At 62.7% G+C, this 14,226-nt stretch carries 14 protein-coding genes; all 14 read right to left on the bottom strand.

The features are described from left to right. The coding region (locus AKG11_RS33880; protein WP_245290297.1) for a transposase at window positions 1-226 on the bottom strand (226 nt) is incomplete at its 3' end. A gap of 34 nt (window positions 227-260) precedes the next feature. Beyond that, window positions 261-1,187: a nucleoside hydrolase gene (locus AKG11_RS28940; RefSeq protein ID WP_050746434.1), complete on the bottom strand. Its 927-nt coding sequence runs from the start codon at window positions 1,185-1,187 to the stop codon at window positions 261-263. Continuing rightward, window positions 1,188-2,150, bottom strand: coding sequence for an ABC transporter permease (locus AKG11_RS28935; protein WP_371260163.1), 963 nt, complete (start codon window positions 2,148-2,150; stop codon window positions 1,188-1,190). 15 nt (window positions 2,151-2,165) lie between these two features. After that, window positions 2,166-3,215, bottom strand: a complete 1,050-nt coding sequence (locus tag AKG11_RS28930) for an ABC transporter permease (protein ID WP_050746436.1) — start codon at window positions 3,213-3,215, stop codon at window positions 2,166-2,168. A gap of 54 nt (window positions 3,216-3,269) precedes the next feature. After that, entirely contained in the window at window positions 3,270-4,811 is a 1,542-nt protein-coding gene (locus tag AKG11_RS28925) for an ABC transporter ATP-binding protein (RefSeq protein ID WP_050746432.1), read from the bottom strand. A 56-nt stretch (window positions 4,812-4,867) separates the two neighbouring features. After that, window positions 4,868-5,857 (bottom strand): BMP family lipoprotein, encoded by a 990-nt coding sequence (locus AKG11_RS28920; RefSeq protein WP_050746431.1) that lies wholly within the window; start codon window positions 5,855-5,857, stop codon window positions 4,868-4,870. Window positions 5,858-6,163: 306 nt separating this feature from the next. Beyond that, the gene (locus AKG11_RS28915; protein WP_050746430.1) at window positions 6,164-7,159 is read right to left on the bottom strand and encodes a LacI family DNA-binding transcriptional regulator; all 996 of its coding nucleotides are present in this window, start codon (window positions 7,157-7,159) and stop codon (window positions 6,164-6,166) included. A gap of 452 nt (window positions 7,160-7,611) precedes the next feature. Then, complete coding sequence (locus AKG11_RS28910) at window positions 7,612-8,679, bottom strand: 4-oxalomesaconate tautomerase (RefSeq protein ID WP_050746429.1); 1,068 nt, start codon at window positions 8,677-8,679, stop codon at window positions 7,612-7,614. A 98-nt stretch (window positions 8,680-8,777) separates the two neighbouring features. Then, a complete protein-coding gene (locus AKG11_RS28905) occupies window positions 8,778-9,284 on the bottom strand; it encodes a tripartite tricarboxylate transporter TctB family protein (protein WP_023512339.1) in 507 nt (168 codons plus the stop codon). After that, a complete protein-coding gene (locus AKG11_RS28900; RefSeq protein WP_023512340.1) occupies window positions 9,281-10,270 on the bottom strand; it encodes a tripartite tricarboxylate transporter substrate binding protein in 990 nt (329 codons plus the stop codon). Before AKG11_RS28900 ends, AKG11_RS28905 begins: the two co-directional genes overlap by 4 nt. Window positions 10,271-10,296: 26 nt before the next feature. Further along, a complete protein-coding gene (locus tag AKG11_RS28895) occupies window positions 10,297-11,811 on the bottom strand; it encodes a tripartite tricarboxylate transporter permease (protein WP_050746428.1) in 1,515 nt (504 codons plus the stop codon). 1 nt (window position 11,812) lies between these two features. Beyond that, a complete protein-coding gene (locus AKG11_RS28890) occupies window positions 11,813-12,697 on the bottom strand; it encodes an NAD(P)-dependent oxidoreductase (protein WP_050746427.1) in 885 nt (294 codons plus the stop codon). A gap of 47 nt (window positions 12,698-12,744) precedes the next feature. Further along, a complete protein-coding gene (locus tag AKG11_RS28885) occupies window positions 12,745-13,419 on the bottom strand; it encodes a 4-carboxy-4-hydroxy-2-oxoadipate aldolase/oxaloacetate decarboxylase (protein ID WP_050746426.1) in 675 nt (224 codons plus the stop codon). Further along, window positions 13,416-14,150, bottom strand: coding sequence for a PIG-L deacetylase family protein (locus AKG11_RS28880; protein ID WP_024270746.1), 735 nt, complete (start codon window positions 14,148-14,150; stop codon window positions 13,416-13,418). Before AKG11_RS28880 ends, AKG11_RS28885 begins: the two co-directional genes overlap by 4 nt. Between the last annotated feature and the right edge of the window lie 76 nt (window positions 14,151-14,226).

Below are 14,226 nucleotides of genomic sequence, written 5' to 3'. Positions count from 1 at the left end.
ATCTCGACGGCGTCGTTCGCTGGCGTCTGTGCGATCTGGCGCAATGGCTGTGGGAGGAGTTTCGCGTTTCGGTGAGCATATCAAACAGGGATTTGTCCAAACCATGAGCGACAAGGCTCAGGCGAGGGCGAACGAAGGCGGTGCGCTCTGGCGTTTGCTCCGATCTGGAGAAGCTGCAGAACCAACGGAAGGAAGCACGATCATCCAGAGCTTCAGCCCGTTTCATGTCCGACAGGTCCTACCTGATTGACACAGGGCGGTTACGATGCCTCCAGCTCCACCCGCTGGTAGCGCTCTTCCAGGAGAGAGAACAACCGGTCATGATCGACTTCCGTCATGACAAGGCAGTTCGGTGCCCGTCCTGCAAGCTCCCGCTCGGTCAAGCTGACGACGCTTTGGCCGATTGCGAGCGACGATACGCAATCCACCTCGACGAAGCCTTCGACGCCGGAGAAGATCTCCGGCTCGATGAGATAGGCAATGACGCAGGGGTCGTGCAGGCAGGGGTCGCCCGCACCGTAGGCGTTCAGCATGTCGGCAATGGTGCTGCCGATCCTGCCAAGGCGCTTCAACCGTTCCGTCCGTTCCTGTGTGATGATCGCCTTGTGCGTGACATCGAGACCGAACATGACCATCGGGATGCCGGACGCCATGACCGCCTGGGCGGCGTGGGGATCGAAATAGAAATTGAACTCCGCGCGTTCCTTGATATTGCCCGGGCAGAAGGCGGCACCGCCCATGAAGACAATGCGCTTGATCAGAGGCGCTATGCCGGGGTCGACCGAGAGCGCCACCGCTATATTCGTCATCGGACCGAGCACAGCCAGGGTCACATCGCCCGGCGCAGCATGAACCTGATCGATGATGAACTGGACGGCGGTGCGTGCAGCCGGCGCCGAGGCGGGCTTCGGCAAGCCGATATCGCCCAGTCCATCCATGCCATGCACGGTGACACCGGCGCGGGCCGGGTAGAGGAGCGGGCGCCCGCAACCCTGGAAGACGGGAATATCCGTCCGGTTGGCAAGCTCGCAGATCAGCCGGGCATTGGCCTCCGTCTTTTCGAGGGGGATATTGCCGGCAACCGCTGTGATGCCGAGGATCTCGACTTCGCTCGACCCGAAGGCCAGCAAGATAGCGGCCGCATCGTCAACGCCAGGGTCGCAATCAATGATAATACGTTCGGTCATTCAACGCTCTTTCGTATAAGGTATGCCGCCGGCCTTTGGGGGGATGGCGCGGCCCATGAAGCCGGCCAGCAGAACCACCGTAAGGACATAGGGGAGAGACTGGACGATTTGTGTCGAAAGCTCCGGCCCCAACCCGAAATCGAAGGCCTGGAAGCGGATCGAGAGGGCTTCCAGGAAGCCGAAGAGAAGGCAGGCGAAAAGGACGGGGACGGGACGCCATTTGGCGAAGATCAATGCCGCCAGCGCCATGTAGCCCTTCCCCGCCGACATTTCCCGGACAAAGCCCGCAGACTGGGCAACTGACAGATAGGCTCCTGCAATGCCGCACAGGATCGCACCGCAAAGCAGGGCCCTGTAGCGAAGCCAATCGACGGAAATGCCGGCCGTATCGACGGCCGCGGGGTTTTCACCGACGGCGCGCAGGCGAAGGCCGAACCGCGTGTGGTGGAACACCCACCATGTCACGGGCACCGCGGCGAAAGCGACATAGACAAGGATGTTATAGCCGGAAATCAGATCGGCATAGATCGTACCGATGACGGGAACCGAACGCATTTCTTCGGCAAATGGAAACACGATCGTGGGGAACCGCGCGCCCGGCTGCAGCTGCGGCGTCCTGCCGCCAAGCGCAAACCACCCTACCGCCAGAAGGACGGTCAGTCCGGACGAAATGAAGTTGATCGCGACCCCGGAGATTATCTGGTTGCCGTGATGCGTCACGGAGGCGAAGCCGTGAACAAGACTGAGAAGCACGGCAACGAGGATCGCGAAGAACAACCCCGCCCAGGCGGAATCAAACTGGTAGGCTGCGGCGGCGGCGGCAAAAGCCGCAAACAGCATTTTTCCCTCAAGACCGATATCCCAAACGCCCGAACGTTCGGAGAAGAGACCGGCCAGCCCACACAGAATGAGCGGCACGGACAGACGAAGCGTAGAACCCAGGAGAAGAATGACCGTGGACATGAACTCCTGCATCGCTCAGGCCTCCGGCTTCGAGAAACGAAGGAGATCGACCAGGGAATAGACCGAACTCCGGAACATCAGGCTCAAGGCCCCGGCAAAGAGAATGACGAGCCCCTGGATGAGCATGATGAGCTCGCGCGTGATGTTCGGCATCCAGAAGGAGATTTCCGCACCACCCTGATAGAGGACGCCGAAAAGAACCGACGCGACCATGATCCCGACCGGGTGGCCGCGGCCCATCAGGGCGACAGCGACCCCGACCAGGCCGATGCCTGCCGGGAAATCGAGCTGAAGCTTGCCGAGATCGCCCATCAGGATATTGATGCCGGCGAGCCCCGCGAGAGCCCCGGATATCAGCATGCAGACGATGGTGATCTTGACGTAGCTGATGCCTGCATTGCGGGCGGCTGCCGGATTTGCACCCGTCGCCCTGATCTCGAAACCCAGCTTCGTCTTCCAGATAAGCACCCAGACGAAAACCGCCGCGGCGATGGCGATGAACAGGCTGACATTCAGCGGCGCGGTTCCGATATTGACGGGCAGGACGTCGCCCAGCTTCGGCACAAGGCCACCGCTCTCGAAGAGGCGCGTCTGCGGCGCCATGCTGCCCGGTTCCTTGATCACGTTGACGAGCACGTAGATCATGATCGACGAGGCGATGAAGTTGAACATGATTGTCGTGATGACGAGATGGCTGCCGCGCTTGGCCTGGAGATAGGCAGGAATGAATGCCCATGCGGCGCCAAACAACATTCCGGCTGCGGCCGCCGGCACAAGTGTCACATACCAGGGGACGACGCGGTCGAGCGCCAGGCACACAAGCGCAATGCCGAGACCGCCGAGATAGGCCTGCCCCTCGGCACCGATCGTGAAAAGCCCGGCATGGGACGCTACCGCCACTGCAAGCCCGGTAAACATGAAGCTGGTGGCAAAGTAGAGCGTGAAGCCGATCCCTTCGCCCGAGCCCAGCGCACCACTGACGAGATAGCCCACCGCCTCCAGTGGGTTCTGCCCAACGAAGAGCACCACCAGCCCCGATATCAGCAGGGCGACGGCGACATTCATGAGCGGCAGGACCGCGAAATCGACGATCTGCTTTATGTTGAAAACGCTGGCCACCTAGGCTCTCCCCTGATCTTCTTGCGTGACACCGGCCATGAGCAGTCCCAGTTCGCGCTCCGAGGCATCCGGGCTCGCCTCCCCGACAATCGCACCATCGAACATGACGAGGATGCGGTCGGAGAGCGCTCTGATCTCATCGAGTTCCACGGACACGAGAAGGATCGCCTTGTTCTGCTCGCGCAACTCGATCAGCCTGCGATGGATGAATTCGATGGCACCGATATCGACACCCCGTGTCGGCTGGCCGACCAGCAACATTTCGGGATCGTGCTCGATCTCGCGCGCCAGCACGATCTTCTGCTGGTTCCCGCCTGAAAAGAGCGAGGTGCGAAGATCGGGATTGGGCGGACGGATGTCGTAGTCGGAAATGTAATCCTGCGCGTAGTGCTGGAGCTGCGACCGCTTCAGCATCGGATTCGTGCCGAATTCCGGGCGCCGATGATAGCCGAGACTCGCATTCTCCCGCAGCGGGAACGACAGGATGAGACCGATGGCATGTCTGTCCTCGGGCACATGGGCGACCCCAGCTGCACGGCGCTTGAACGGGTCGGCGGCAATCTCCCTGCCGTTGAGAAGGACCGTACCGGAATCCGGCACACGGTTGCCCGCCAGCGCTTCAAGAAGCTCCGTCTGGCCATTGCCGGCAACCCCCGCAATGCCGACGATTTCCCCGGCACGGACTGAAAGCGAGACATCCTTGACCATACGCACGCCGCGCTGATCGCGAACGTTCAGTCCCTTCACGTCGAAGACAACCTGTCCCGGCCTGGAAGGTGATTTGTCGACACGCAGGAGGACCCGCCGGCCGACCATAAGCTCCGCGAGGCTCTCCTTGGTCATGGTTGCAGTCGGGGCGGTGGCGATCAGCTCGCCACGCCGCATCACCGACACCGTGTCCGTCGCATCCATGATCTCGCGCAGCTTGTGCGTGATGAGGATGACACTCTTGCCCTCATCGCGAAGCCGCCGAAGGATCCGGAACAGATGATCGGCCTCGCTTGGCGTCAGCACACCCGTCGGCTCGTCAAGGATCAGGATTCTCGCCTGGCGATAGAGCGCTTTCAGGATTTCCACACGCTGCTGGACGCCGACGGGAAGGTCTTCCGTGATAGCCTCGAGATCGACCTGCAGCTCGTATTCCCTTGCAAGGCGCTGAAGTTCGAGGCGCGCCTTACGCCGGCTGGAGGGCAGAAAGGGACCCTCTTCCGCACCGAGGACAATGTTCTCCAGAACCGTGAAGTTCTCGACGAGCTTGAAATGCTGGTGGACCATGCCGATGCCATGGGCGATCGCCGCACGGCTGTCGGGAATCCCGACGTCCTTGCCATCGATGCGGATCGTACCGGAATCGGCCTGATAGAAGCCGTAGAGAATGGACATCAGGGTCGACTTCCCGGCGCCATTCTCGCCGACGATGCCATGAATGCTGCCGGTCTTGACCGAAAGGGTCACATCCTTGTTCGCAACGACCGAGCCAAAGCTCTTGGCGATACCGATGAGCTCCAGAACATTCTGCGCGGAGCTGATTTCTGCCTTCATGACTCCCTCCAGACGGCCTCGACCGGGCGAGCGCCGAGGCGCCCGCCCATTGCCCCTTAAAGGGGGCACTTGTCGTCCGACATGTAGTCGTGGACCTTGAGGGTGCCGGCGGCGATGTCTTCCTTCGCCTTCTTGGCCGCAGCCTCGACATCCGCAGTGATCAGGCCGCGGTTGTGCTCGTCCAGCGCCCAGTCGACACCGTTTTCCGCCAACCCCAGCGAGTGCACCCCGCCAGTGAACTTGCCGTCCTTGGCATCCTTCAATGCGTTGTAGACCGCAACATCGACACGCTTGACCATGGAGGTCAGCATGACGCCGGGATGCATGTAGTTCTGATTGGAATCGACGCCGATCGCGAACTTTCCGGCATCCGCGACCTTCTGGAGGACACCGATACCCGTTCCGCCGGCCGCAGCGAAGATCACATCCGCCCCCTGCCCCATCTGAGACGCCGCGATTTCGCCGCCCTTGACCGGGTCGTTGAAGGCAGCATTCGTCGTGCCGGTCATGTTGCGGATGATGTTCGTCGCACCACCGGCGGCCGCGCCCTGCGCATAGCCGCAGCCGAACTTGCGGATGATCGGGATATCCATCCCGCCGATGAAGCCCACCGCCTTGCTCTTGGAGGAAAGCGCCGCGATCAGGCCGACCACATAGGAGCCCTGCTCTTCCTTGAAGGTGATGGAGCGAACATTGGGCAAATCCACAACATCGTCGAGCATCACGAAATCAGTGTCGGGGAACTCCCTGGCGACCTTGGCCAACTGGTCCTTGTAGCCAAAATTCGTGACGATGACCGGGCTGAAGCCCCGGCTTGCGAAGTTGCGAATCCCCTGCTCCGCCTGGGAGTCCGCCTGCGCTTCGAAATCGCGATAGCTGGAGCCGGTGTCCGCCTTGAATTTCTCCGCACCTGTATAGGCCATCTCGTTGAACGACTTGTCGAACTTGCCACTCGTTCCGTAGACGATGGCCGGATTGAAGTCGGCAGCGATCACGCCGGTCGTCATTGCCGCCAATGCGACCGTCACCATCAGATGTTTCAGCATTGTCATTCCCCTCCCTGGAGGCCGGAGCATGCAGCACCGGCGAGGCTGATCGTAATGTCTATACAAATGACGACCAGGATATCTGTTGTCAATCAGATTCTGGTCGTTTTCGCTTTAGTTAAACGTGTACCTAAGCGTAGGTAAACGTGTACTTTGATGAAACCCGCCTCGTCAAGGTCTCCCAAAGCGCACGCTAAACAACCTTGTCTGGAACGGGAGAACGGCACGATTTCGCATTCGCCGCGGCCTGCACGGCGCCACCTCGGAACGGCTCCTGAACGCCGTCTCGATCTCCTGTACTTTCGGCTATGTCGTGGTCCGGCTGACGACCGTGGGCATGATCGTTATGGCATCGCCCTTGCGGTCCGGATTGTCGAGGAAATCGATGAGGGCATTGGTGGCGACGCGCCCGGAATGTGCGATGCGCCTGTCCACCGTCGAGAGCGGATGCTCAAGCAGCGGAGAGAGGTAGATGTTGTCGAACCCGATTACCGCGCAATCTTCCGGCACGCGCCTGCCGCGCTCACGCAATGCCACCATCGCACCAATCGCCAGCATGTCGTTCATGCAGCAGATCGCGGAGAAATTGGTGCGATCAAGCAGATCCAGCGTCGCCTGATGGCCAAACCGATGCTGGAATTCCTTACAGCGGATAAGTTCCGCATCGAAGGGGATGCCGGCCTCGGCCAGCGCATCCTTGTAGCCCGAAAGGCGGATCTGCGTGTTCGACCGATGCGGCGCGCCGCTCAGGAAGGCGATGCGGGTATGACCTTTCTCGATCAGATGGCGTGTCGCCTGCAATGCGCCGCTCCGATAGTCCGTATCGACCGTCGCAACGAGCCGCGCCACCGGACCGATCTCCCGGTCCATGCAGACAAAAGGGATACGAAGGGCATCGAGAAGCTCTGTATCGGGAATGACGTCGCTGGCAGCAAGCAGCACCCCATCCACACGATGCCCACCGAAGGAGGTCAGATGCGCCGTCTCGATTTCCGCTATGCCCTCGGAATTGCAAACGAGAGTCGTATAGCCGCGCAGGCGGGCCGCATCGTCGCACGCCCTCACCAGTTCGGTGAAATATGGATTGAGGATATCAGGAACGATGATGCCGATGACATGCGATTTGCGCGTGACGAGCGAACGCGCTAGCGAATTCGGCGTATAGTTCAGCTCCCGCGCAAGCGACAGCACTTTCTGGCGTGTCTCGTCCCCGATCACCGAATCCTTCCGGTTCAGGACCTTCGACACCGTCGCCGTCGAAACGCCGGCCTGCCTAGCAATGTCCTTGATCGTAACTGCCACGTGCCCCACCGCTGCCGGCCTATCGCATCCGCCATCGACGAATCCAGACACCCCGTCTAGCCCGCGACCGGCTTGAATGTCCAGCCGTAGGAGCGGCGACTGCGCTGGCAGGAACCGAAATGCTGGAGGCCGGTCCATCGCCGTCGGCAAGACGAAGGCGAGCTTCCGGAAGAGCCCGTGCTTCCACAGCCAGCGACCTATCGAGACAGGAACGCAACCTGGATTGCTGCGAGATTGGCGCACATCACGCTGGCGACATCGGCGGCCGCTGCCCCGGCAGTCGAAAGCCGGAGCGCCCCAAGCTCTTTCGCGACCTATGAAAGCCCAGGCTCCGGCTCGACATGAAGCGACACGCCTGGCACACCATTATCCTTCAGCCAGATTGTCACCACGTCCCGGGGAGGCAAGCAGCATTTGAAACGATGGAGGCGACCGCGCGAGGCGATGGAGCGCTATTCCACGAACACCCGGCCGTCGGAAAGCTTGCGAGCGGTACGCAGGAACGAGCACTCGCCCAATCCTCCGGGAGCCTTACCGTCCAGCCGCAGGAGAATTTCCATATTGCCGCTCGGGTGCTCGACGGCAACTGTCTTGGCGTCCCCTTCTGGCAGCACGGCAAGGGCGGCGGCAGGGCTTTCGGGGAACATGCAGGCCGTTGCCACGCTGAGTGCGCCGAACACTCCGATGGACGCATGAACGCGGTGGGGAATGAAGCTGCGCGTCATGATGGCTCCGCCACCCGTCGGCGGAGCGACGAGCGTCATCTTGGGTACGGACTTCTTTTCGACATCGCCGAGATTCATCAAGGGACCTGCGGCGAGCCGGATGCGTTCGATACGTGCTTTGGCGTCCACGTTCGCCTCCAGTTCCTCGCGGCTTTCATAACCCGTCAGGCCGAAATCCGCGGCACGCATCACGACGACGGGCATGCCGTTGTCGATTAGCGTGCAGGTGACGCCGTCGATTTCCGTCGCGGCCGAGCCGGTCGGCAAAAGGGCCCCACAGCTCGAACCGGCGGCATCCGTGAAGGCAAGGTAGACGGGTGCCGACGATCCCGGCACGCCGTCGATGCGCGCGTCGCCGGCATAGACGGGCCGGCCGGCCTTCGTGCGGATGCGCGCCACGGCGGATTGCGCCGTGTTCTCCATGTAGATGTGAACGGTGGTTTCACCTTCGTCGGCCTGCACCAACCCGCGCTCGACGGCAAAGGCGCCGACGCCGGCGAGGATGTTGCCGCAGTTCTGGCTGTCGCTGACGAGCGGCTGGTCGACAAAGACCTGAAGGAACAGGAAATCGACATCGAAGCCCGGCCGCGCCGAGGCCCGCACCACGGCCACCTTGCTGGTCAGGGGATCCGCACCGCCGATGCCGTCGATCTGGCGGGGATCGGGCGAACCCATGATGCGCAGAAGCAGCCGATCGCGCTCCGCCGGGTCCGAAGGCAGGTCATCGGCAAGGAAGTAGGCCCCCTTTGACGTGCCGCCTCTCATCATCATGCAGGGGATGCCATCCGGCGTCATGTCCGTTTCTCCTATCGGTCGAGGGCATCTCCAGCCGGAGCGGCACCGCTTCGGCGTCGGAGAATGCGGTAAAAATCAAGGAACCGGAGCACGCCCGGTCAGGGAAGCGGCAGCTCCAGCAGTTTGCCGAACAAGCCCCAGGCGATCAGCCAGAAGCCGCCCCCCGTCGCAACCGCCCGCACCAACGGCTTTTCACCGGGGAAAAGCAGTGTCGCAACGCCTGTGCCGATGCCGAGACAAAGGGCGAGCCCGATCCAGTTCGCGCTGAGCACCGCTGCGACGAAGAGGCCGAGCAGGCCTGTCACGCGCGCTATGTCGATCCGCTCGCTCGCCCCGCCGAGATCCACGCCGCGCAACACCTGCACGAGATAGACCGCCGAGACGACAAGACCGAAGATAGACACCTGCATCGGCAGCGAACCCGGCCCGACATCGCCCCGCGAATGGCCGGCCGGAAGCGCAAGGCTCATGAAGAGAAAGCCCGCATTCCACGCCAGTGACACACAAGCGGCCACGAGGTTCTGCCAGAAGTGCCGGCGGGGCGCCTCTCCCCCCGATGCGGGGGAGAGGTTCGAGCCCGGAACAACCGAAGCCTGGTTAGTCATTGGGCGTATCCGTTCGCCTTGAGGAATTCGAGCTGGTTGGCGAGATCGCTTTCCGCGCGCTTGGTGAATTCCTCCTCCTTCCAGTCGGGGCTATCCTGGAATTGTTCGGTCTGGAACTTCTTCCAGTCCTCGGAGGCCGTAACCTTGTCCACGGCCGCTTGGATCGTATCGACGACGTCATCCGGCGTTCCGGCCTTCACGGCGATACCGCGCCAGACCGCCCCCTCGATGTCGTAGCCGAGCTCCTTGAAAGTCGGCACGTCGGGCAGGAAGTCACTGCGCTTCTCGGTGGAGATGCCCAGAAGCTTGATGTCGCCGCTCTTGACCTGCGCCAGGCCGGTCGAGGGGGTCATCATCGCCGCGTCGATGTGTTTGCCAAGCAGGGCGAGCGTCACCTTGCCGGAAGCGTCGTGCGGGATCCAGCCACTCTCGAAGCCGCCCGCCTTCATCAGCTGGTAAAGCATGTACTGGTGGAAGCCGCCGGGCGCATGGCCGCCGACCTTCAGCCCGTTCGGATTGTCCTTCATGTGCTTCACGAAGTCGCCGACCGACCTGTAGGGACTATCGGACAATACGGCCAGCGAGGACGGCTCAGACTGCATGGCGCGCAGCATGCGGAAGTCCTTGAGTTCGAAGGGAATGAGTCCCTGGGCGATGCCGAAGGTCAGCGTTCCCGTAAAGACGAGGATGTTGTAACCGTCCGCCGGCTGGGTCATGATCTGGGACACGCCGACGGCACCGCTGCCGCCCGGCCGGTTGTCGACCTTCACGGTCCAGCCGGACTCCTTTTCCAGGAGTTCGGCAAGCTTGCGGCCATAGGTATCGAGCGCCCCTCCAGCGCCCGCCCAGACCACCAGTGTCACGGACTTTTCCGGGAAGCCGGCGGCGGCGGCAGGGCCCGGCAGGGCGACGCTCGAAAGCGCAAGCGCCAGTCCAAGAGCAGCCCCTGCCATGCGCGTGCCGAATGTTCTTCTGTTGATCGTCATGTCTTCTCCTCCAGTTTGTTGAGTATCTAGCGCAAGGCGCCGTTTGCGGTTTCGTCGAGCCGGCGCATGCGACGTGCCTGGAGCCGGCGCCACAGCGGTGTCAGCAGGCTGACGAGGCTGAGAACGAGGAACAGCAGGCTGACGGGATCAGTGATGAAAATCGTGTAGTCGCCCTGCGAGGACACCAACGCGGTCCGGTAGTTCGATTCCACGAGATAGCCGAGCACCATGGCAAGGATGATCGGTGCGACAGGGAAGCGCAGCTTCTTCATGAGGTAGCCGACGACGCCGAAGCCGAGCATCAGGTAGACGTCGAACATCAGGTTGCGGATGGCGAAGGCACCGAGCACGGCAAAGGCCATGATGCCGACGGCGATCACCGCATCCGGCAGGCGCATCACCCGCGCCATCAGGGGCAGAAACAGCGAGCCCGCGGCATACTGCACCAGCGATGCGATGATCGTGCCAAAGAGGATCGCATAGACCAGCGACGGCGCTTCGGTGAAGAGCTGGGGTCCTGGATGCAGGCCATGCATGATCAGCGCACCGACCATGATGGCGGTCGTGGGTGAACCCGGCACGCCGAGTGCGAGCAGCGGAACGAGCGCACCGCCGACCGTCGCGTTGTTGGAGGCTTCCGGGGCAGCAATGCCGTTGGCCGAGCCATGGCCATATTCCTCCGGGTGCGGATCGCGCGCCCGGGCATAGTCCCGCGCCACCCAGCAGGCGATGTTGCCGCCGACGCCGGGCAGGATGCCGAGCAGGGTGCCGATGATCGAGCCCGACAGCATGGAGCGCCAGGTCTCCTTCCAGAGCGCGCCCGACATGAAGACATGACCGACCTTGTCCTTGATGATGGGCGCTGCGGCAACGCGGCTCTCGATCATGACGAGCGCCTCAGAGACGGCAAAGAGGCCGATGAGCGCGGCAAGGAAGGGGACGCCTTCGTAGAGCTCGAACAGGCCGAAGGTGAAACGCGGCGTGCCGGCAATGGGATCGATCCCGATTGTCGCCAGTGCAAGCCCGAAAGCGGCGCAGACCAGGCCCTTCACCAGCGAACCACCGGACAGGGCTGCCACCGAGGTGAGGCCGAACACGCCGACGGCGAAGTAGCCCGCCGGGCCGAACTTCAGGGCGAGCGAGGCAAGCGGCATGGCCAGCAGCAGCAGGGCCAGCCCACCGAAGACACCCCCCACGGTCGATGCGGTCAGCGAGATCGAGATCGCCTCGTTGGCCTTGCCCTTGCGCGCCATGGCATAACCGTCGATGGCGGTGGCGGCCGCCGCCGCCGTTCCGGGTGTCGAAAGAAGGATTGCGCTGATCGACCCGCCATATTCGGCCGAGGTGTAGAGCGAGATCATCATGAGCATGCTCAGCTCTGGGCCGAGATTATAGGTGAAGGGGATGAGAAGGCTGAGCCCGATCGACGGGCCGAGGCCCGGTAGGGCGCCGATCACGATTCCGAGCAGAGCGCCGACGATGAGGACCGCCAGACCCGAAAAGCTGAAGATGACGCCGAGCGACTGGAAAATACCGTCCATCTCAGAGATCCTTTGCCATGCGGCGCGCCATCATCGGCACGAAACCGCGGTATCCGTCGGCCACGGCAAGGCCTTGGTCCTTCATCGCCGCATGGGCGGCGGCGATGGTCTTGCAGGCGGCCCGTGACATGGAAGCCTCCAGGCCGAACGATTCGATCGTCTCGGCCGCTTCGGTCATCTCGGTCACGCGGCGCGCGCCGTGCTCGAAGGTTCGCGACAGGTAGTAGTCCGCCACCTGTCGCCAGTCGAGCCCAGGAAAGGTTTCCTGCACGGAATCAAGGATGCGCTCGGTCACGCCCGCCCGCTCCGCGGAGGATAGCGCTTCGATCAACAGCGCTTCCACGCCCTTGATCATGACCGAACGAATCATCTTCAGCGACGAGGCCTGGCCCGTCGTCTCGCCGACGACCTCCAGATTCATGCCGAGCGCGTTCAGCCGTTCAGCCGCCTCGCCCGCCCGTGCGCCGGCGACGAGGATCGGCACCTTCTCGGCATAGGGAGGGACGCGAGCCATGACGGCCCCTTCGACGAAGCTTCCCCGGCCGGTCGCGATTTCCCCGGCGGCAAGCGCCTTGGTGTCGGGGCCCACCGAATTGAGATCGATGAAGATCGCCCGTTCGGAGAGATGCGGTGCTGCCGAAGCGGCGACGGCCCGTGTCGCAGAGCCGACGACGAGCGACAGGACGACATCCGCCGTGGCAATGCCCGCGATGTCGGCAAGCGGCTCCACACCGCGCTGCGCGGCCCGGTCACGCAGGCCGGCGGACGCCGCCGGATCTGCAAAGCGCAGATCATAGGCTGCAAGCTTTGCAGCCTTGCGACCAGCAAGGCCGCCGGCGATGGATTGCGCCGCCTCGCCGAAGCCGATGAAAGCAATCGTGGTCATTCGTCCTCCCTTGCGGAAAAAGGTTCCTCCCCCTTTCCCGGCTTCGATCAATCGAGGTAGGTCAGCCCCTTGGCCGCCAACGCCTCGCGCATCCTGTAGATGTCGAGCCCGAGTTCACCGGCAGCGAGCCGCACGCGTGTCTGCTGCTCCTTGTCGAGCCGCGCTCGCGAGGCCTGAAGCGCCGCCTCCGCCCCGGCCTTCGGAACGATCATCACCCCGTCGTCATCAGCGATGACGACGTCGCCGGGCGCGATCGCGGCACCGGCGCAGACGATCGGAACGTTGACGGAGCCCAGCGTCGCCTTGACCGTGCCTTGCGCAGACACGAACCGCGACCAGACGGGAAAGCCCATCGCCTCAAGCTCCGCAACATCGCGAACACCGGCCTCGATCACCAGGCCGCGCACACCGCGCACCTGAAGCGAGGTTGCGAGCAGTTCGCCGAAATAGCCGGCATCGCAGGGCGAGGTCGGGGCAACGACGAGAATGTCGCCCTCCCGGCACTGCTCCACAGCGACATGAATCATCCAGTTGTCCGCCGGTGGAATGGAGACCGTCACCGCCGTACCCGCAATGCGCGCGCCGCGCCAGATCGGACGCAGATGGGACTGCATCAGGCCGATGCGCCCCATGGCCTCGTGCACCGTCGCCACGCCGCATGCCGCAAGACCGTCGACGATGTCGAGCGGTGCACGCTCGATGTTGCGATAGACCACGCTCATGCCAGCGCTCCATGACCGAGCGTGCCCGTCACATGCGGAAACACCGCTTCATAAGCCTCGCCATGGACAATCTTGTGATCCGAATTGCGTGAAGCCTGCACGCCGCGCTGCAGGGCAACCCGGGTATAATATTCCCAGAGGTGCTCCTGCCCCTCCATGCACTTGATTGCTGCCAGTTTCCTCTCCCAGTCCGCACTGATATCCAGCAGGAAATTGGGCTTCCAGTTGCACTGTTCGGGCTGGTGCGGCTCGAAGAGGTAGACGGGCGGCGCGCCAAGCACCGGCACCTCGGGCTTGTGGCCATGCGCCTGCGCGATGACCCGCGCGTGCTGGGCGAACTCGGTCGCCATCGGATGGTCGAAATTGTACGGGTCCTGCCGGGAATGCGTCAGCATGAACTCCGGTCGGAGCGCACGATAGAGATCGACAAGCCGATCGAAGGCTTCCGGCGTGACCTGCATCGGATAGTCCCCGAGATCGTAGAACTGAATATCATGGACACCGAGGGCCCGCGCGGCGTTTTCCGCCTCGCGGCGGCGGTCCGCCTTAACGGCTTCGAGCGTCATGCCGGGCTTGCGCCAAAGCTTTGCCGACTCGCCCCTTTCCCCGAACGACAGGCAGACGACAGTGATGTCGTAGCCCTGCCTTGCGTGCGCCGCGATCGCGCCACCGGCCCTCCAGACGAAATCCGCCGAGTGTGCGCTGACGACGAGTCCGGTCTTGTTCTGCATATCCATGCTCCTCAAATTTTCGAGGCAACACTGGCATCGATCGTATCCCAAGTGCTAATACGAAAGCTGTGCCGTG

The organism is Shinella sp. SUS2, from assembly GCF_001262505.1.
Classification (GTDB): domain Bacteria; phylum Pseudomonadota; class Alphaproteobacteria; order Rhizobiales; family Rhizobiaceae; genus Shinella.
Note: the sequence above shows the minus strand (reverse complement) of the source record. Positions and strands in the feature narration are given on the sequence as shown.